Origin of the sequence: Actinomadura physcomitrii, assembly GCF_008923205.2 — a bacterium.
Lineage (GTDB): Bacteria > Actinomycetota > Actinomycetes > Streptosporangiales > Streptosporangiaceae > Spirillospora > Spirillospora physcomitrii.
Window position 1 is genome coordinate 168,640 of record NZ_WBMS02000011.1, and the last position, 17,759, is coordinate 186,398.

15 protein-coding genes and 1 pseudogene are annotated in these 17,759 nt (G+C 68.3%); 8 read left to right on the top strand and 8 right to left on the bottom strand.

The genetic code is table 11. The features are described 5' to 3' along the window. Positions 1-54: 54 nt before the first annotated feature. Positions 55-5,502: a DUF3320 domain-containing protein gene (locus tag F8568_RS16330; RefSeq protein WP_151594396.1), complete on the bottom strand. Its 5,448-nt coding sequence runs from the start codon at positions 5,500-5,502 to the stop codon at positions 55-57. A 347-nt stretch (positions 5,503-5,849) separates the two neighbouring features. Between F8568_RS16330 and F8568_RS46810 the strand changes: the two genes are divergently transcribed. Further along, on the top strand, positions 5,850-6,137 hold the full coding sequence (locus F8568_RS46810) for a Scr1 family TA system antitoxin-like transcriptional regulator (RefSeq protein ID WP_202125012.1): 288 nt from the start codon (positions 5,850-5,852) through the stop codon (positions 6,135-6,137). A gap of 13 nt (positions 6,138-6,150) precedes the next feature. Further along, entirely contained in the window at positions 6,151-6,348 is a 198-nt protein-coding gene (locus F8568_RS16335) for a DUF397 domain-containing protein (RefSeq protein ID WP_328600909.1), read from the top strand. A gap of 50 nt (positions 6,349-6,398) precedes the next feature. Here F8568_RS16335 and F8568_RS16340 read toward each other — a convergent pair whose 3' ends face one another. From F8568_RS16340 to F8568_RS16355, 4 genes are all read right to left on the bottom strand, one after another. Then, on the bottom strand, positions 6,399-6,653 hold the full coding sequence (locus F8568_RS16340; RefSeq protein WP_151594398.1) for a hypothetical protein: 255 nt from the start codon (positions 6,651-6,653) through the stop codon (positions 6,399-6,401). 418 nt (positions 6,654-7,071) lie between these two features. Further along, the gene (locus F8568_RS16345; protein WP_151594399.1) at positions 7,072-8,463 is read right to left on the bottom strand and encodes a hypothetical protein; all 1,392 of its coding nucleotides are present in this window, start codon (positions 8,461-8,463) and stop codon (positions 7,072-7,074) included. Positions 8,464-8,534: 71 nt separating this feature from the next. Next, positions 8,535-9,134 (bottom strand): hypothetical protein, encoded by a 600-nt coding sequence (locus F8568_RS16350; RefSeq protein WP_151594400.1) that lies wholly within the window; start codon positions 9,132-9,134, stop codon positions 8,535-8,537. Positions 9,135-9,143: 9 nt separating this feature from the next. After that, on the bottom strand, positions 9,144-10,004 hold the full coding sequence (locus tag F8568_RS16355) for a hypothetical protein (RefSeq protein WP_202125043.1): 861 nt from the start codon (positions 10,002-10,004) through the stop codon (positions 9,144-9,146). On the opposite strand from F8568_RS16355, the pseudogene F8568_RS51010 reads away from it, so the two are divergent. From F8568_RS51010 to F8568_RS16365, 4 genes and pseudogenes are all read left to right on the top strand, one after another. After that, a pseudogene (locus tag F8568_RS51010) lies at positions 10,003-10,302 on the top strand (protein kinase domain-containing protein); the annotation flags it as partial. The gene F8568_RS16355 and the pseudogene F8568_RS51010 sit on opposite strands and share 2 nt — an antisense overlap. A 194-nt stretch (positions 10,303-10,496) precedes the next feature. Continuing rightward, positions 10,497-10,691 carry a hypothetical protein gene (locus F8568_RS48175; protein WP_236008807.1) on the top strand — a complete coding sequence of 65 codons (195 nt, stop codon included), beginning with the start codon at positions 10,497-10,499 and terminating at the stop codon, positions 10,689-10,691. A 76-nt stretch (positions 10,692-10,767) separates the two neighbouring features. Then, a complete protein-coding gene (locus F8568_RS48180) occupies positions 10,768-12,387 on the top strand; it encodes an alpha/beta hydrolase domain-containing protein (RefSeq protein ID WP_407924472.1) in 1,620 nt (539 codons plus the stop codon). A 63-nt stretch (positions 12,388-12,450) separates the two neighbouring features. After that, entirely contained in the window at positions 12,451-13,656 is a 1,206-nt protein-coding gene (locus tag F8568_RS16365; protein WP_151594402.1) for a cytochrome P450, read from the top strand. Positions 13,657-13,675: 19 nt separating this feature from the next. Here the strand turns inward: F8568_RS16365 and F8568_RS16370 are convergent, their stop codons facing one another. The 3 genes from F8568_RS16370 to F8568_RS16380 form a co-directional block, all read right to left on the bottom strand. Next, positions 13,676-14,923: a cytochrome P450 gene (locus tag F8568_RS16370; protein WP_151594403.1), complete on the bottom strand. Its 1,248-nt coding sequence runs from the start codon at positions 14,921-14,923 to the stop codon at positions 13,676-13,678. 68 nt (positions 14,924-14,991) lie between these two features. After that, positions 14,992-15,699, bottom strand: coding sequence for a TetR/AcrR family transcriptional regulator (locus F8568_RS16375; RefSeq protein ID WP_151594404.1), 708 nt, complete (start codon positions 15,697-15,699; stop codon positions 14,992-14,994). A gap of 49 nt (positions 15,700-15,748) precedes the next feature. Further along, positions 15,749-16,381: an ATP-binding protein gene (locus F8568_RS16380; RefSeq protein ID WP_151594405.1), complete on the bottom strand. Its 633-nt coding sequence runs from the start codon at positions 16,379-16,381 to the stop codon at positions 15,749-15,751. Between the two features lie 108 nt (positions 16,382-16,489). On the opposite strand from F8568_RS16380, the gene F8568_RS16385 reads away from it, so the two are divergent. Both F8568_RS16385 and F8568_RS16390 read left to right on the top strand, forming a co-directional pair. Next, a complete protein-coding gene (locus F8568_RS16385) occupies positions 16,490-17,203 on the top strand; it encodes a helix-turn-helix domain-containing protein (RefSeq protein WP_151594406.1) in 714 nt (237 codons plus the stop codon). Beyond that, positions 17,197-17,391 carry a DUF397 domain-containing protein gene (locus tag F8568_RS16390; RefSeq protein WP_151594407.1) on the top strand — a complete coding sequence of 65 codons (195 nt, stop codon included), beginning with the start codon at positions 17,197-17,199 and terminating at the stop codon, positions 17,389-17,391. Before F8568_RS16385 ends, F8568_RS16390 begins: the two co-directional genes overlap by 7 nt. Positions 17,392-17,759 lie beyond the last annotated feature (368 nt).

A 17,759-nucleotide genomic window follows, 5' to 3' on the forward strand; every position in this document is an offset into this window, starting at 1 on the left:
CCGTCAGATCAGCTTCCGACCGCCAGATGCCGCGCCAGCCTCCTCGCAGGCCGATCAGCGCAGGACGATGCGGTCAGGTAGACCGCCGATCAGACCTTCTCCCTGGAGCGTCAGCAGATCCTGGTGGAATGCGCGCGCGATGTCGGAACCACGCCGGTTCCAGCCGAAGAAGCGGGCGGTGTGAACGGTCAATTCGGTCTCGCTCATGCCCGGGGATTCACGGATGACGCTGAGCAGGGCGAGTCGCCGTTCCGCGGGCGGAACCTCGGCGACCTTGCGAAGAACTCCATCGCCGGGCTCGCGGGGCACGATCTGATGCCCTCGCAAGGTAAGGGTGTCACCGTCTTGCTCGACTTCGGAATCGTCTCTCAGCAGATCGGCGAGCGCCGCGTCGAGGTTGGAGCGGATCCGGGAGCCGAGCCGCTCGATGCCCCAGACCGTTGCCACCCTCCGGTAGAGGACGTCGCGCTGAATCGGTGCCTCGACCGCGAGAGTCTCGAGGAAGAGCCGCTGGAGCAGGGCGCGTGATCCGGGCTCGTGCATTTCGTAGAAATAGAGATGTTCGTCGAGATGCGCCCGCCGGTAGCGCGCTGCCCAACCGCGGCTCTGCCCGTCGTCGATGGACTCCATGGTGACCCGGGGCGGCTCCTCCGCCTGCGGTGATTCGGGAACCACCGCGATCGGATCGTGCGCATCGCCGGGTTCTGGCTGCTCCGACGTCACGGCGATGGCCGTCTCGACGGCTTCGCGCAGGCGAATCTCCGCTTCGGGACGGTTGCGGTACCAGTCGGTGCCCCAGATGCGGTGAAGTTCCCAGCCGAGGCCGCGGAGCACCTCTTCGCGCAGGCGGTCGCGGTCCCTCGCGGCCTTGGACGAGTGGTACATGGCGCCGTCGCACTCGATGCCGAGGGCGAACCGGCCTGGCCGGGCGGGATGGCGCACTGCCATGTCGATCCTGTAGCCGCCTACGCCGACCTGCGGCTGGACGTCGTATCCCCAGTCCGCCAGGACGTCGAGCACCGACTCCTCGAACGGGCTCTCGGGCACCGCGTCGCCGACGATGGGCGCGTGCTCCAGGACGGCAGGGCCGTGTTCGGCGTAGTCGAGGTACTTCTTGAAATGGTCGCGACTCGCATTGGCGCCCTCCCGGATGTCGGAGCCGGAGATGGAGGAGATGACCTCGACGCGGTGGCGGGCGCGGGTCACGGCGACGTTGAGCCGCCGCCAGCCGTTCTCGCGGTTAAGCGGGCCGAACGCCATGGTGAGCCGTCCGTCGGGACCGGGCCCGTACCCGACGGAAATGATGATGACATCCCGCTCGTCGCCTTGGACGGTCTCCAAATTCTTGACGAAGAACCCGTTGAGGCGGTCTTCGGCGAAGAACCGTTCGAGTTCGGGGTGGCCGGTGCGGGCCCGTTCCACGGCGTCCTCGATGGCGCGCGCCTGCGCCTCGGACATCGCCACCACGCCTAGGCTCAGGTGGGGGCGCGTCCGGTAGTGGTGCAGGACGCGTGCGGCAACGGCGTCCGCCTCGATCGGGTTGCTGCGGCTGCGTCCGCGCTCGTAAACGCCGGGCACCTTGGTGAACGTGACGCCGACATCGTCGCCGGACTCGGAGGCGCTGGGAAAGGTCACCAGGCTGTTGCCATAGAACCGGCGGTTGCTGAAGGCGATGAGTCCTTCGTGGCGGCTGCGGTAGTGCCAGGACAGCGGCAGGCTGCGGATGAGGCCGCTGCCCTTGCACATGTCGAGAAGCGAGTCGAAGGAGTCGGGGGCGTCCTCGTCGTACTCGTCGTCGCCGGAGTCGTCGGTCTGGGCGAAGAAGTCGGTCGGCGGCAGCTGCTTCTGGTCGCCTGCCACGATGAGCGAGTCGCCGCGGTAGACGCAGTTGACGGCGTCCTGCGGGAGCACCTGCGACGCTTCATCGAAGATGACGACGTCGAAGCGGTATCCGGCCGGCAGGAACTGGCTGACCGTCAGCGGGCTCATCATGAAGCAGGGCTTCACCAGCGGGACGATGGCAGAGGCCCGGTCGAGCAGTGTCCGCACGGGCATGTGCCGGCTCCTCTTCTCGGCCTCCCGTTGGATGACCGCGGCCTGCCCGATGTTGGGCCGGGGACGGCGCGCGTTGCATGCGTCGATCACCTGGGCGTGCGCGTTGGCGACCAGCGCGCGGTCGAGGTCACGGAACAGCTCGACGAGCTTGTCCCGCTCGATTGCTCGAACGGGAGCGAGCCGCGCGTCGCCGGCCATGATCTGCTCGGTCCAGGCTTCGAGGACGGCCCGTTCGGCGGCCCGCGGGAACTGCGCGCCGTCCAGCCCCTTCTCAGCGGCGCGGCCGATCAGCCCGTCAAGCCCATATCGGCGCAGTGCCTTCTGGGCGTCGCGGAAGGATCGCCACTCGTCGGGGCCGGATCGGTCCGCGGCGAGCCGGCCGGTGAGTTCGTCGAAGGCGGGGGTGGCGCCGGTGAGCCGGGAGTGCAGGTCGGCGCGGCGGCTGTCGTCGAACAACTGGACGAAGTCGGTGACGGCAGCGCGGAACGCCGCCCACGTCGCGCGCAGGTCCTCGTCCGGGCGGGCCGCGAGGAGGGCACGGGCAGCCTGCTCGGGCAGGGGCTCGTCAGGAGCCCGGATGCCGGTGACCCAGTTGAGCGCGATGGTGAGGGCGTCCGCGTCCGTGTCCAGCCCGCGATAGAGGGGGCCGAGCAGTTGCTCGTCCTGAACTCTCTGGTCGAGGAAGGCTTTCCGCCCGGCACGGACCTCCTCGACTTGTGCGGTGATGCGGCGGGTCTCCGCGAGAGTCAGCGGCGTCGTCGCTGCGAGTACCGGCTGCACGACGGCGATCAGATGCGCGGCGTCGGCCAGCGGCTGAAGATGAGCCTCGTACCAGGCGGCGGCGTCCGGCAGGGGGCCGTGCACCAGCCGCGGGCGTCCACCTGGCTCGGGACCCGGGACGAGCGTTCGCCGCCACCGGTCGAGCCGCTCGTGGATCCGGTCGGCGGCGGCCCAGACTCCGGCTTCGGGACTGCCGTCGGCACTGACCTGGCCGGCGAGGGCTGCCGGAGCGCGCACCGCGCCGGTGAGGCGGCAGATCTCCGCGGCGTCGTCCAGAAGTGCGCGAATGAGGGTGAAGTCGGTGCGTTCGCCTTGCCAGTAACGTCCGAGCAACCTGCCGCTCGAGGCGGATGCGTGACGCAGGGCCATCGCGGCCTCGTACCATGCCAGTGCCTGCGGAAGCCGTGCGGAGGCTTCCTTGCTCCACTCGCCGGTGACGGTCGCTGCGGCCAGGAGCCGTCTGTCGCCGCGGTGGGAGCCGGAGAGTCTGGCGATCCCATGGGCTTCACCAAATCGGCGGACGAGGGCGGGGAAGTCCGGGATGTTAAGGATGTCCTCGGTGAACACCTGGCCGGCTGCGGCCCTGGCCTGGACGAGCGCGGTGACGTGGTGTTCGAGTTCGGCGGCGGCGCGGGCTGCGGCGGCTCTGCCATCGTGGGTCAGCCATGCCGCGTCTGGACGGGCCTGCCGCCGCGCGAATTCGGTCAGCCTGTACAGCCCGAGTGCTTGCTCCGTGGTCTCAGGGGTGGGCATACCGTAAACGGCGGCGATGTCCGCCAAGGATGCCTGGACCTCGCGAAGCAGCAGCGCCATCTCGTGGAAGTGAGCGGCCAGTCCGCGAAGCCGCTCCTCGGTGAGGGCGGACAGGTCGAGTCCTTCGACCGGCAGTTCGGCGAGGGCGTTCTCCGCAGCGGTCGGTGCGGTGGGGAGTCCGGGGGGCAGGTCGTCCCAATTGTCACCGACGTCGTCGGCTACGGCGCCGATCGCGGCCCGCAGGTCGCCGAGGCACACGGTGAACTCGGTGACCTCGGTCCGCAGCGCCGCGAGATCGGGGGCGGTGAGCCAGACCTCCGGGACGTCGGGACGGCCGGCCGTGCTGTCGAGTAGGGCGAGCAGCCGCTCAGCGGCGCCTAGGTCGGTGAGGCCCAAGGGCACGGTGAGGTCGGCGTGCGCGGCGAGGCGGCGCCCGAGCGTCTCGGCGCGTTCCCGGAGCAGTTGGAGGCGCGGCTGCGGTTGCCCGCTTCCTGTGAGGCCCCGCCACGCGAAGTCGGGTCCTTCGGCCACGGGCCGCCACGAGTCGCCCAGCCTTGCCGCCGCGTCGCGGATGTCCTGGAGTCCCTCGGCGGTCAGGCCGTCCGGCAGCGCGGTCGGCAGCGGTGGCGCGTCGGCGAGCGCGCTCAGTCGCCCGATCACCTCGTGGAGGGTGAGGCCCAGCGGCGGTCGCGTTTCGTTCATCGCCGCCGCGTACGCCGACAGCTCCCGCCGCGTGCGCAGGAGACGCTGCCGGTCTTCCTCTGCTTCGGTGGGGACGGCTTTGGGGCGCTGCGAGAGAGCCTCTCCCAACGTCTTCGCGACCTCTTTGCGGCTCGCGTGGTGGCTGTGCAGCGCCAGGATGAACGCTCCGAGTCCCACCTTCTCGAGGCGGTTGCGGACCACGTCCAGTGCGGCGGCCTTCTCACTGACGAACAGAACGCTGCGGCCCTTGTACATGAGCGCCGCGATCATGTTGGCGATGGTCTGGCTCTTGCCGGTGCCGGGCGGTCCGTCCATGATGAACGACCGCCCGTCGAGCGCCGCCGCGACACACTGGCGTTGCGACGAGTCGGCGTCCAGGACGAGCGGCGTCAACTCGGGGGGCTGGAGTTCGTCGATCCTTTCGGTGTCGAGGGGATCGAAGTACAGCGCGTCTTCGGGCAGGTGCGCGGCTTCGCCGAGCCCGATGGCCTGGACGAGAGGATGGGCCAGGATCTGGTCCTCGTGATCGAGCAGGTCCCGGTACATCGCCTCCTTGTGGGAGCGGAACGTCGCGAGCACGACGTCCTCGTTGACCTCCCAGTCCGGGTGGTCCGCGACGGCGGCCCGGACGGCGGAGAGGGTGCTGAGAAGGTCCTTCATGCTGTCGGGGTCAGGCCAGTCGACGCCGAGCTGCCCCATCTTGACGGCAAGCGCCGGATTGGGGGCGGGGTCCTCGCTCTGCTCGATGATCAGCCTGAACAGACCGGGCCCGAGGCGGTCGAGCCGCACCGGGACGAGCAGCAGCGGCGCCCGGCTGAAGCTCTCCGCACCCGGCTCGCGCCATCTGAGGAAAGCCACGCCGAGTTGTAGCGTCCACAAGCCGGTGTCGTTGAACACATGGTTGGAGTCCCGGTAGAGCGTGCGGAGTGACGCGTCGAGCGAAGCCCGGGTGGTCTTCTGCGTGACGATCCCGTCGGCATCCGCAAGGTCGGCCGGGCCCTCGTCGTCTTCTTCGTCCTCCGGGAGTTCGGCGAACCGCAGGCCCGAGTCGAGATCGACGAGCAGCGGACCGGCCAGCGGGGATCGGATCTCCAGCGTGGCCGTGCGCGTGGGCCGAAAGTTCAGCAGCCGGTTCCGGCCGCTGAGATCGATCAGGTCGTCGCGCCATTTGCCTAGTACGTTCCGCAACAGGGCGCGTGGCTGCTCATTCATCAGTGAGCCCCCTCATAAACCCGACTTTCCCGGCACAGTAGGACGCCCGAGCCGGATGGTCGGTTGACCGCTGCCGGTTCCTCATCGAGTCGTGAACTCGATCGACCACAAGTCTAGGTGTTTATGACCTGTCCGTGTAAGGTGAGTGCCTGTCAAGGCGGTCGCTTCAGGGGGAGGTCTCGTACGTCGGTGCGCTGGCCTCGTGCGGCTGCCCGGTGGTCCGGTTGACACGCAGCCATGTCCGATTACGGCCAGGTGTGTCAAGGCCGGTGCGGAGCCTCGCCGACCGTCGTACGCGGAGCACGACGGCCGCCTACAAAAGGCATGTCGACCTGAAACTGCCCTACGTGTCGGTACGGCTGATCCTCAAGCCGGCCGGTGCGCACCTGGGGATTAACGGTCCATTCCGTCTCATTACCGTGAAGAACCGTCAAGTCGCTTACGTCGGCGCTCGACGGGGCGGGCGGCTGATCGAGGATGCAGCGGAGGTACAGGAACTCGCCGTAGATTACGAGCGAATCGGGTTCAAAGCCCTATCAGAGGACGCTTCCCGAACCCGCACCGCTGAGTTGGTGGAGGTGGCGAGTGGAGATCAATTGGCGGAAGAGTTCCCGGAGCGGGGCGATCAACGATGAGGCGTGCGTTGAAGTGGCCGGAGTGACGAGCGGTGTCGCCATCAGGGATTCCAAGGATCCCGATGGCGGGCGGCTGACAGTGGACGGTGACCAGTTCGGACGGTTGCTTCAGCGGATCAAGGGGGAGCACTCGACCGGGTCTGAACGCGGGCGCAGGGGCCGATCTCGGAGCGGCGGCGCTTCGAGATCGGCCGGTTCGGTGGGGGAGTGACTGAGGGAAACAGGGGCACGGTAGGCGTTGGCGGCCGGATGGGCCGCTCTCTATCGGTTCTGCACCTGAGCCTTGACGACGACCTCGTGTTGCGCGCCGAGGCGGTCCGTCTCCAGCACCTCGGCTGCCGCTTCGACCTCGACGCGGGCGCGCGATCGCTGGAGGACGCCGCCGCGCTCCACGCGCAGGCGGAGGCCATAATCGGCCAGGCCGGCATCATGACCGACCGCGCCGGGCCGGGCCCTGCCCGGACCCTCGTCGCTGTCGGCGGCGTCCTCGGTGCGGGGTCCGAACTCGGCACCCACCGCGAGAGCGGCAAGGCGTGCATAGCATTGGCCATCACTCAGCTCCGCTTCGGACAGTACGTCTCGGCGGCGGCAGCGTTCCACGCGGCCACCGATGCGCTGGAACGGGCGCGCAATCGGTCCGGCCGGGCCCGGACGGGTGGATACCCGACGCCGCGGCGCCCGCCCGATGGGCACGGCCGAATTGGTGGCCGCAGAGCTGTGTCCCATCCGTCTCGATGCCGTCGACGAAGCCACCACGGCAAGCACCGCCCAGGCCCGCGATCAGATCAGCCCACCAAACCTGCCGGCGGTACCTGTACGAGCGCGCACGGCGAATCCGGCACCGGCCAGATCAGGGGGCTGAGCACTTGACCGCCGGAGAGCCCGTGATGCGAGCCGGACTACGGTTGTCATCGTTCACGGCAGAATCCGAAGATCACCAATCGTCGATCTCGCGCGGGCTCTCTTCGGGCGTCACCATGTGCCTGGCCCCCGAAAGGCGGTCGACATGCGCCCGCATCATCGCGAAGGCCTCGCCGGCAACGCGCCCCTCCTCGGGATCGAATCTCGGGAACGCGAGCAGCGCCAGGGTGACAAGCTGTGAGATCTCAAAGCGACTGGATCCGTATCCGGTCACGGAATCGTTGGTGAAGTTCAGTTTCAGGAGGTTCCCTTCGGCAGATCTCACCGCGACCCGCCGGACTTGTGCATTCGGTCCGGCAGTGGAAATCACCCGCATGAAGTCGGCATCGTCGAAGACGCCCGTGTCGCCCTCGGACTCGCAGGTCCATTTGCGACCCTCGTCGACGAACTCGATCGTCCGGACGGGAGTTCTGTCTCTCATGAGCAGGCGTAGCCGCTGCAGGACATCTCCCAATGGAACCCCGGTGGATTTCACGGTCTCCGGCAACTGGTCGGCGCTGCCGTACAGGCGAAGGAGGGAGTGGCGCATGCGGAACGCGAGGCCGCCGTCTTCGATCGTAAAGTATGCGAACCTTTTGCCGGGAAGTTCGTTTACCTCGGAGGCGACCGCGGCGCTGGCACGTGCCTTGAGGCGGTCGCTGTTGGCCCAGATGAGTTCCTGCAGGTTTTCAGTCGGCTCTGAAAGATCCAGGCTCACCAGTTGATCGAACTTCAGCGAGTGCCCCAGATTGCGCCAGAACAGCGTGTCCTTGATCCAGTCCTGCTCAAGGAGGAACAGTAATGCGCTGTCGTCGAGGTGATCCTGCTTGACCGCCGCGGGAAACAGGGAAGCGGGCTGCCCTGAGCCCACCCAGAGGGCTTGCAGGACCTGGAGGAGTCGGTCGGTGCGATCCGAATCCAGAACGCTTGCGATTCGGCCGGCCGCGCTGGCCGTCCGCAGGGAGTCACCGCGTCTCGCGGATTCGAAACCGTCCTCGAAAAGCGTTGCGGTATCGGCGGCCTCTTCTCGGTCCACGACGCCGCGCCCGCCTTGGAGGACGGCGGCGGAGGCGAGGCCCAACAGGTCGGTTCGACGCCTTCTGGCCACGAACTCGTCCGCGCCGGCCGCATCGGTGATGAGCACACCGTGGTCTTGTGCTTCGGACGATACCAGCGAGTTGTGCTCCGCTGACGACGAGACCGATCCCAACCCGTAGAAGATGGGTTTCCGGTCGGGTACCAGCCCGATGTCCTCCGCAAGATGCTCGGGGTTGGTGTCGGCCCGGATGAACAACTCCCGTGAGCGCTCCTCGCCGGGCCAACTGAGCACGATATCGGGAACGAAGGTGTTATTGAAGTAGTCTGTGGTCCTGATTCGGACGCGCGTGTCCAGCGCCCGGATCCGGTTGATGACCTGCTCTTTCACGGAGGAGATGGAACGCGTTAGTGCTGCGATGCTCGCGTGGTCTTCCGCGCCCGCCGAAACACGATGACCAGTCATGACTGACCTCGCTTCCTGCGAATCCGCTCCAGCTCGCCGAGCTCTTCCGGGGAGATGACGAGCTTCTCCTGCCGCTCCGACAATACGATGAGCCAGAGGCGATCGGCCACATCTTTGATTCGGCTGCCGTTAATTAGGGTTTCGGCCTTGTCGTGGTCCTCGGTGCCCAGGACGCGGCCTCGTTCGTGGAGGACGCCTTCCCGGACCTTCGCCGGTGAGCAGAGCTCGTTCCAGTTCGTGACGTTGAAGGGGCACCATGTGATCCACATGAAGTTCTGCGCGTTGCCGGGGTGCTCACTCACCGCTACGTAGCATTTCGCTAGGTAGCTGAGGTAATGCGAGCCCTGGTCGCCGGGCGTCGAGTACCCCTTCACTTCGGTAAGAAAGGACTGGTTGTCCAGGCCCTCTCCCCGCAGGATGCCGCCGAGATCGAACGAGAAACCCTCAGTGGCGAACGGCCATGAGAACGTCAGCCTGTCCACCCCGAATTGATCGGTGACCAGCCACGATGCCCGTACGCGGGTGGTGTTGTCGAGCCATAGCTTGGCTCGTCGTGCATAGTCCGCGCCACGGACATGGAGTTCTTCCCCGGGCATGGCGAGATTTTAGCGGGTCGGCTTGCAATTCTCGGGCAATCGGCAAGAATCGCCCATCGGTTCCGTGCGGGCCGCGACCGCCGTCTGCGGGGTGGTCAGGCCTCGGGCGGTCGGCGCTGCCAGATCACCGCTATGCCCGCCTTGGGCAGGATCCAAGCGTCCACGCTGACGCTGATGACCTGCGTCCGGTCGAGCCCCGGGGGCGTAGCTGATGGACGCGGGACGGGGCGCGCCGAAGTAGTCCAGGGCGCGGATCCGCTCGATGCCGGGGACGGCCACGCTGATCGAGTACGTGGCACCGAACGTCGGCTTCGGAACCTCGAAGCTCAGCAGGTTGCCGTTGGCGAGCACCTTGGCGCTGAACGAGACCGGCTGCCCGCCGAAGGTGGCGTCGATGAAGGTGAACCCGTTGCTCCAGTCGTCGAACTCCCCCGTCAGGGGAGCCGCCAGACCGCGCCCATGTCCTGCGCCCTCAACGCCACGTCGTACTCGTCCTTCCATCTGGCGACACGGAAGGCGAAACGCGTCCTGCGCACGTTGGTCGTGTAGTAGGCGAACTGGGAGAACACCTCGTAGTAGGTTCCCGGAGCGCAGGCGCGAAGCGGTCTCGATCACGTGGTCGAGTTCCTTGGGGGACAGGCGCAGCGTCTCCACTTTCTCGCTCTCCGCCATCGACTGGGCGACGGCCAGCTTCACGTCCTCCTGCTGCTCGTCGGGCACGGAGCGCGCGTGCTCGACGAACCTGTCCTCGGCGATCTGGTTCAGCAGTAGTACCTGGAACAGGGTCAGCGTGATCCCGACCTGGAAGATCGCCACACCGACATCGGCGATCGCCGTCTGCGTCCCCGAACGCGCCATGGTCAACGACATGCAGGCCCGCCTCGCCCGCCTCCACCACCCCGGCATCCCCGCCCTCTACGACTTCGGCGCCCACCACGACGACCTCTTCATGGTCATGGAACTCGTCCCCAGCGCCGTGAGCCTGCGCGACCTCATCGCCGAACGCGGCGACGACACCGTCCCCGTCCCCTGGGCCGCCCTGATCGGCGCCCAGTTCTGCGCCGCCCTCGCCGCCGGCCTGATCCACCGCGACCTCACCCCGTCCAATATCGTCCTCGCCCCCGACGGCACCGTGAAGATCCTCGACTTCGGCGTCGCCACCGCCGCCGACCGCGCCGGTTCTCCGCCATCACCCACCCCGGCGAGGTCCCGGGCTCCGCCCGCTACATCGCCCCCGAACTCGACGGCTACACCGGCGCCGACGCCCGCAGCGACCTCTACTCGGCCGGCTGCGTCCTCCACGAACTCCTCACCGGCCACCACCACGACGGCGCGCCCCCGCCCCCCGACCTGCCGGCCCCGATGGCGCACCTCCTGCACTCCCTCCTCGCCGACGACCCGTCCGCCCGCCCCTCCACCGCCGCCGACGTCGTCCACGCCCTCCTGCCCCACGCCCGCCACGCCCCACCCCTCCCGGGCTTCCACACCCCCACCCCGAACGCCCCCTTCCCCCTCTACGCCACCGCCGTCTCCCTCCTCCCCACCGACGGCGACTGACGGTCCGAACGCCCGCGGGGAACCCCGGCACGCGACGTCCACCGCCGCGATGGGATTCGACGACGCCTTGACGGATATGACGACTGCTGTTTCAGTAGAACGAGCTTCTACCTACTTGTTCTCGTCCCAGGGACGGCAGGCGATGGTCGTGATTCGTTCGAGGCCGAACCGGCGCCGGCTTTTTTGTCATCCGACTATGAAAAAAGTGCTCGCCGTTCTGCCCGCATTGGCGATCACCGCGTTGTTCTTACAGGCGCCGCCGGCGCGCGCGGAAGCCCCCGCCGGTGTCCGCTCTCCCGTGATCATCACGCCGCCCCGGGGCGATCACGGTTTCCCGTTCATGGCAGACGCGGAGGACCTCGCCGCCGAGGGCTATGTCGAGCAGGAATTCTTCCTCCAAGGCACGGCGACGGCCTACGAGAAGGCCGGGACATGGACGTTCGACGGCCACTGGACGGTCAAACCCGCAGGCAGCGCCGCCTACAGGACGCGCATCCTCGTCCGCCGTCCCGCACGGCAATCGAGGTTCAACGGCACGGTGCTCGTCGAGTGGCTCAACGACACCGGCACCCTGGACACCATGCCCGACTGGTCCTACGCCCACGACGAACTGCTGCGCGCCGGCTACGCCTGGGTGGGCGTGTCGGCGCAGCAGATAGGGATCACGGGCCCGCTGGGCATGCGCGCCTGGGATTCGGCGCGGTACGCGAGCCTCGCCCATCCCGGCGACAAGTATTCCTACGACATCTTCTCCCAGGCCGCCAAAGCTTTGCGCTCCCCGAACGGTCCGAGTCCGCTGGGAGATCTGCGCGCATCGAAGTTCATCGGGGACGGCGAGTCGCAGTCCGCGGTGCGCATGGCCACCTACGTCAACGCCGTGGCGCCGCAGGCCCGCATGTTCGACGGCTACCTCATCCACAGCAACGCCTCGTTCGCGGCGCCGCTCGCCGACGGCTACATCGACCTGTCGTTCCCCACCGCGCGGATCCGGACCGACCTCAAGGCCCCTACGTTCCTGCTCGCCACCGAGTCCGACGTCGGCCTGAACGCCGCCGCCCGCCAGCCGGACTCGGCGACCGTCCACACCTGGGAGATCACGGGATCCGCCCACGCGGACAGATGGATGTTCGACCAGATCGCGCCCACGGTGAAGAGATCCACCGGCGTCCCGGTCCAGCTCGACGCCGTCTGCGGTGAAGACGCCGCGCCGATCAACGACGGCCCCGGCCACTACGCCGCGGACGCCGCGCTGGCCGCGCTCGACCGCTGGATGCGCGGCGGGCCCGCACCGGCCGCCGGCGCCCCCATCACCCTGTCCGGCGGCGGCATCGCGCGCGACCCCGCCACCGGGCTGGCCCTCGGCGGGGTGCGCCTGCCCGACGTCACCGTGCCGACGCGGACGCTGTCCGGTCAGCGCGGCGGCGGGATAACCGGGCTGATCTGCACGCTGTTCGGCGCGTCCGACGCATGGAACGCCGACGCCGACCCGTGGGACCGGCACGACGGAGCGGATCCCTCCGACCCCTCCCCGCCCCGTGCCGCCGAGCCCGTGCTCGCGCACCTGTACCCCACCCGCGACGACTACGTCCGCAAGGTGTCCGCGGCGGCATCGTCGGCGGCCCGCCTCGGATTCCTCACCCGCAGCGACGCCGAGAAGATCGTCGACAAGGCCGGCCGGTCCGCCGTCGCCGGCTGACATCGCCGGTCCGCACCATTCCGCGAGTACGCGGTTCCGTCCCCTAGTTCCGGAGGCATGCAGATGAGCACCGACACCGCCGTCCGCTGGGACCCCTACGACCAGTCCCTGGTGGCCGACCCCTATCCGACGTACCGGCGGATGCGGGAGGAGGCGCCGCTGTACTACAACGACGAGCACGACTTCTACGCGGTCAGCCGGTTCGCCGACTGCGAGAGCGGCCTGCCGGACTGGCGGACGTTCACCTCCGGCCGGGGCGGCATCCTCGAACTGATCAAATCCGGCGTGCGGATCCCTCCGGGCACGCTGATCTTCGAGGATCCGCCGCTGCACGACATCCACCGCCGGCTGCTCGTGCGCGTCTTCACGCCCCGCCGGATCGCCGCGCTGGAGCCGCTGGTGCGCCGGTTCTGCGCGCGCACCCTCGATCCGCTGGCCGGCGAGCGGCGCTTCGACCTGATCGCCGAGGTCAGCGCCGAGATGCCGATGCGGGTGATCGGCATGCTGCTCGGCATCCCGGAGGCCGACCAGGCGGCCATCCGCGACAGCGCCGACGAGCACCTGCGCACCGAGGCCGGCAGCGGGATCGACTACAGCGGCGAAACGCACTTCACCAATGAGACGTTCGCCGACTACCTCGAGTGGCGCCGCGACCACCCCTCCGACGACCTGATGACCCAGCTGCTGAACACCCGGTTCGAGGACGAGAACGGCGTGACGCGCACCCTCACGCGCGATGAGGTCCTCACCTACGTCACCGTGCTTGCCGGCGCGGGCAACGAGACCACCGGGCGGCTCGTCGGCTGGATCGCCTCCACCCTCGCCCGCCACCCCGACCAGCGCCGGGAACTCGTCGACGACCCCTCCCTGATCCCCAACGCGATCGAGGAGATCCTGCGCTACGAACCCCCGGGACCGTTCATCGCCCGGTACGTCGCCAAGGACGTCGAGATGCACGGCCGGACGGTACCGGCCGGCAGCGCCATCCTGTTCATCGTCGCCTCCGCCAACCGCGACGAGGCGCGCTACCCCGGCGGGGAGAGCTTCGACATCCACCGCACCGTCGGCCAGCAGCTGACGTTCGGCCTCGGCGCCCACTACTGCCTCGGAGCGGCCCTGGCCAGGCTCGAAGGACGGATCGCGCTCGAGGAGATGCTCAAGCGCTTCCCCGCATGGGACGTCGACTGGGACGCGGCCAGGATGGCGCAGACCTCCACCGTCCGCGGCTGGGAGACCCTCCCGCTCGTCATCGACGGCCGCGAGGCGTAGCGAGCGCGACGGGCCCGGTTCAGCCGAAGACGACGGGAATGGCGGTCGCGCCGCGTTCGTAGAACCCGATGAAACGCGGCGGCTCGGCGTCCGGGTCGAGGCGCAGGTTCGGCAGCCGGTCGAGCAGCGCGCCGATTCCGGTGAGCATCTCGGCGCGCGCGACGTGCATGCCGAGGCAGATGTGCGGGCCGCCGCCGAACGCGAGGGACGCCTTCGGAGGACGATGCACGTCGTACTCGTCCGGGTTCTCCCACCGTGCCGGGTCGCGATTGGCCGCGCCGATGGAGATGTGCAGGACGGCCCCCTTCGGCAGACGCACCCCGAAGAAGTCGGTGTCCCGCGTCACCCACCGCGAGAACATCGGGTCGGTGGGCTGCCACCGCGTCGACTCCTCGATCGCCGGCCGCAGCAGCGCGCGGTCCTCGCGGACGGCCGCGAGGACATGGGGCCGCTGCAGCAGCGCGGCGAGCGTGATGCCCATCTGCTTCCACGTCGTGCCCGACCCGGCGGCGAGCAGCAGCAGGGCGAACGAGTGGATCTCGGTGTCGGTCAGCCGGTGCGGCGTGCCGTCCGCGTCCTTGACCTCCGCTTCGACCAGCACGCTGATCAGATCGTCGCGGGGCCGCTCCCGCCGTTCCGCCACGATCGGCCCGAGGATCCGCAGGACGTCCTGCGGCCGCCGCGCGGCCGCCCGCACGTCGAGCGCGCGCTCCAGCGGGATGCCGAAGGCACCGGTGATCGTCAGCACCGGGATCGCCGCGCAGAAGTCGACGTTGAGCTCGGCCCTGCCCTGGTCCGCGAACGCGTCGATCAGCAGGTGGACGGTCCGTTCGATCCAGTTCCTGATCCACCACCGGGCCTTCGCGGGCACGAACGACGGCTGCACCAGCGCGCGGTAGCGCCGGTGCCGCTCGCCGCCCATCGACAGCATGCTGTTGGTCACGGCGGGCGCTCCGTCGAGGTCGACCGCTTCCGGCGAGGACGCGAAGACCTCGCCGTCCCGGTAGGCGCGGTCGCAGGCGGCGTGGGCGAACGCCGAGAAGTGCGGCCGGTCCGGCTCCGGCAGGCCGTGGAAGAGCAGCGGCTCGTCGACACCGGTGAGTTCGTGCACGGTGCCCTCGTGCACGGGCGCCCGCTCCCGCAACGACCGCCATATCGGATACGGATCGTCCTCGTAGCCGCCGCCGGCCTGGGCGACGAAGCTGCCGCGCAGGTCGAACAGCTCGCGCACACGGTCCACGTCGAGCACGTCACGCGTCGGGCTCACCGCGCACCCCTTTGGTAGAACGTGCTTCTACCAAAACAAGTAAGCGCATATTCGTCAATGGGGCCGGGTCAGATCGGCCCTTCCGAAAGTTCGGGCGTCCCGCCCAGCGCGGCGAGGCAGAACGCCCACACGCGGTCCGCGAGGACCTCCGCCGGCGCGTCCAGCGGCGCATACGCGTAGTAGTGGTACACCGAGATGATCAGCTGGGTGACCAGCCACGCGTCGTACTCCTCATGCACCGGCCTGAGCAGCCCCCGCTCGGCGGCCGCCCGGATCTCCGGTATGAGCAGCTCGGCGTACCGCCGCGTCGCATGCGAGAGCTCCTCCGGGTACAACTGGTGCAGCCGCCAATGTTCCGTGGTGACGAAGCGGGGGTGGGCGCCGCCCGCACCTTCGGTCCCGACCGTGTCGATCAGGGCCCGGATGTAGTACCGCAGCCGCGAGACGGGATCGGGCAGCTCGCGCCCCCGGCGTTCGAGCACGGCACAGGACTCGTTGATCAGCTCCTCCATCAGGGAGAGCAGCACCTGGTCCTTGCTCGGAAAATAGTTGTAGAACGTCTGGATCGCGACACCGGCCTCCCGCACCAGCTGCTGGGTGGTGAAATCCGTGCCCTTCGCGGCCACGAGCCGGCGCGCGGCCTCGACGATCTGCTTCGCCTTCTCGACGCCCCGGGTCCGCGAACGCCGGACGGCCGGCGAACGGTCCGCCGCCCGCTCCGCCCACGAACCGCGGGGCTTCTCCTCGTCCCGAGGCTTCCGCCCCCTCGAAGGCATCCCGCGCCCACTCTCCCTGGCCCCATCGCTCCGTCGCAGCACCGCAATGCTATTCACATCGGCTCTGCAACGCGGTCCAAGGGATGGAAGCCGATCTGCGACACCTCACCCATTGCCCGTGGCCCGGGTCTCGCAGAGCGAAGACCGAGTTCGTGTTGATACCCGCCACGAGACCCTGCTCGGTTGCCTGGTCGTTGCCCGCGTTCGCACGGAACGTCGCGGCGATCGAGCAGCACTCGCCGCGCGACGAGGCGAGGTCAGGGTTTGAGGCGGGCCCACACCCATTTGCCGCCGGACGGGTCGGGGGTGGGCCGCACTCGGCGGCGAGGGCCGCGACGATCGGGAGGCCCCGGCCGCCGTTGTCGTCCCAGTGCTCCTCGGAGACGTCGAGGGTGTCCAGGGTCATGTCGATCATCGGGCGAGCCTGCGGCTGTGCCGTGCTCGCGTCCCACACCGCGATGAGGACGCCCGCGACGTCACGGCTGAACTGGAAGCGGATCTCCTTGCCGGGCGTGGCCGCCACGGCGTTGGTGATCAATTCCGAGGCGATCAGGAATGCATCGTCCGAAATATGACCGTAGCCCCAATTGTGAAGTCGTGTTTTCGTGAGCGTGCGCGCGAGGCCCGGCGCCGCCTTCGACGCGAGCATGGGGATCAGCAGGCAGTCCGGTGTGCTCATCATCCGTTGCCCACTCCTTCCTGCAGAGATTCACGATTCGTGTCCCCAGAATCACGTCAAGTGATTAGAGTGGTGTGTATTCGCAAACATCCCAACCCCCGGGAGATGTCGATGAGCGCCGCCGACGAGATCGACCCCATGTCCTCGCTCTACGCCTGGCTGGCCTTCGACCTGCGTTTTTACCGTCAGAAGCGGGGCCTCACCGGCACCCGTGTCGGCGAGATCATCAACTGCGTCCGATCGCATGTTGCGAACCTGGAGGCGGGGCGCGCGTGCATCGACATGAACCAGGCGAAAGCCCTGGATCAGGCGTGGGACACGGGCGGCCACTTCGAGCGCCTCCTGCACTTCGCCCGCTGCCTGCACAATCCCGACTGGTTCCGCCAGAGCGTCGAGTACGAGGTGAAGGCCAAAATTCTCCGGATCTACCAAGGGCAGACGATTCCCGTTCCCTTGCAGACCGAGGACTACGCCCGCGCCGTCCTGTCGCTGGCACGCGTTGCCGACGTCGAGAAGGCGCTCATGGAGCGGATGAAGGCTCAACTTCAGCGGCTGCTGGAGTTGGGGGAGCGTCCGAGCGTGAGCATCCGAGTCATCGCTCGATCGGCCGGATGGCACTTCGGGTTGAACGGCCCGTTCCAGATCATGAGCCTGGAGCGCAAGGACGTCGCCTACATCGGTGCGTTTCGCGGTGGCCGATTGGCTCAGGACGCCGCCGAGGTGCGGGAGATGGCCGTAGATTTCGAGTTGATCGGGGCAAAAGCCTCGTCCGAGGGTGAATCCCGTGCCCTGATCGAACAGCTCATGGAGGGCTTCGGATGTTGATCAATTGGCGCAAGAGCTCGTACAGCGGAAGCTCGAACGATGAGATGTGCGTCGAGGTGGCCGAGTTGATGAGCGGCATCGGGATCAGGGACTCCAGGGACCCGGACGGCGGGCGGCTTGTTGTAGACCGGGTGCGGCTCGGAAGCCTGCTGCGGGCGATCAAGGATGGAGCGCTCGACCGGGCGTGACCGGACGCAGGGCCGATCTCGAAGCGAGGGCGCTTCGGGGTCGGCCGGGGCGACGGGAGGCTGGGCGGATGGGGAGGGGCACGCGCGGAGAGGCCGACGCTGGCGGTCGATGGGTTCGGCGGAATCTCTGACCCCCTTCCCCCTCTACGCCACCGCCGTCTCCCTCCTCCCCGCCCAAAGCCCTGCCGACGGCTGAGCCGCAAACAGCACCGCCACCTGCGTACTCACTCGTACGGCGCAGATATGCCAGTATTTCGCGCAGGTCGACGGCCCTGGGCCGGATGGAAGATGAGGATGCCGTCGACGGAGCTGCCGGGGCGCGGGGACTCGGACACGGATCTCTTCGAAGCGCACAGTACTTGTCAAAG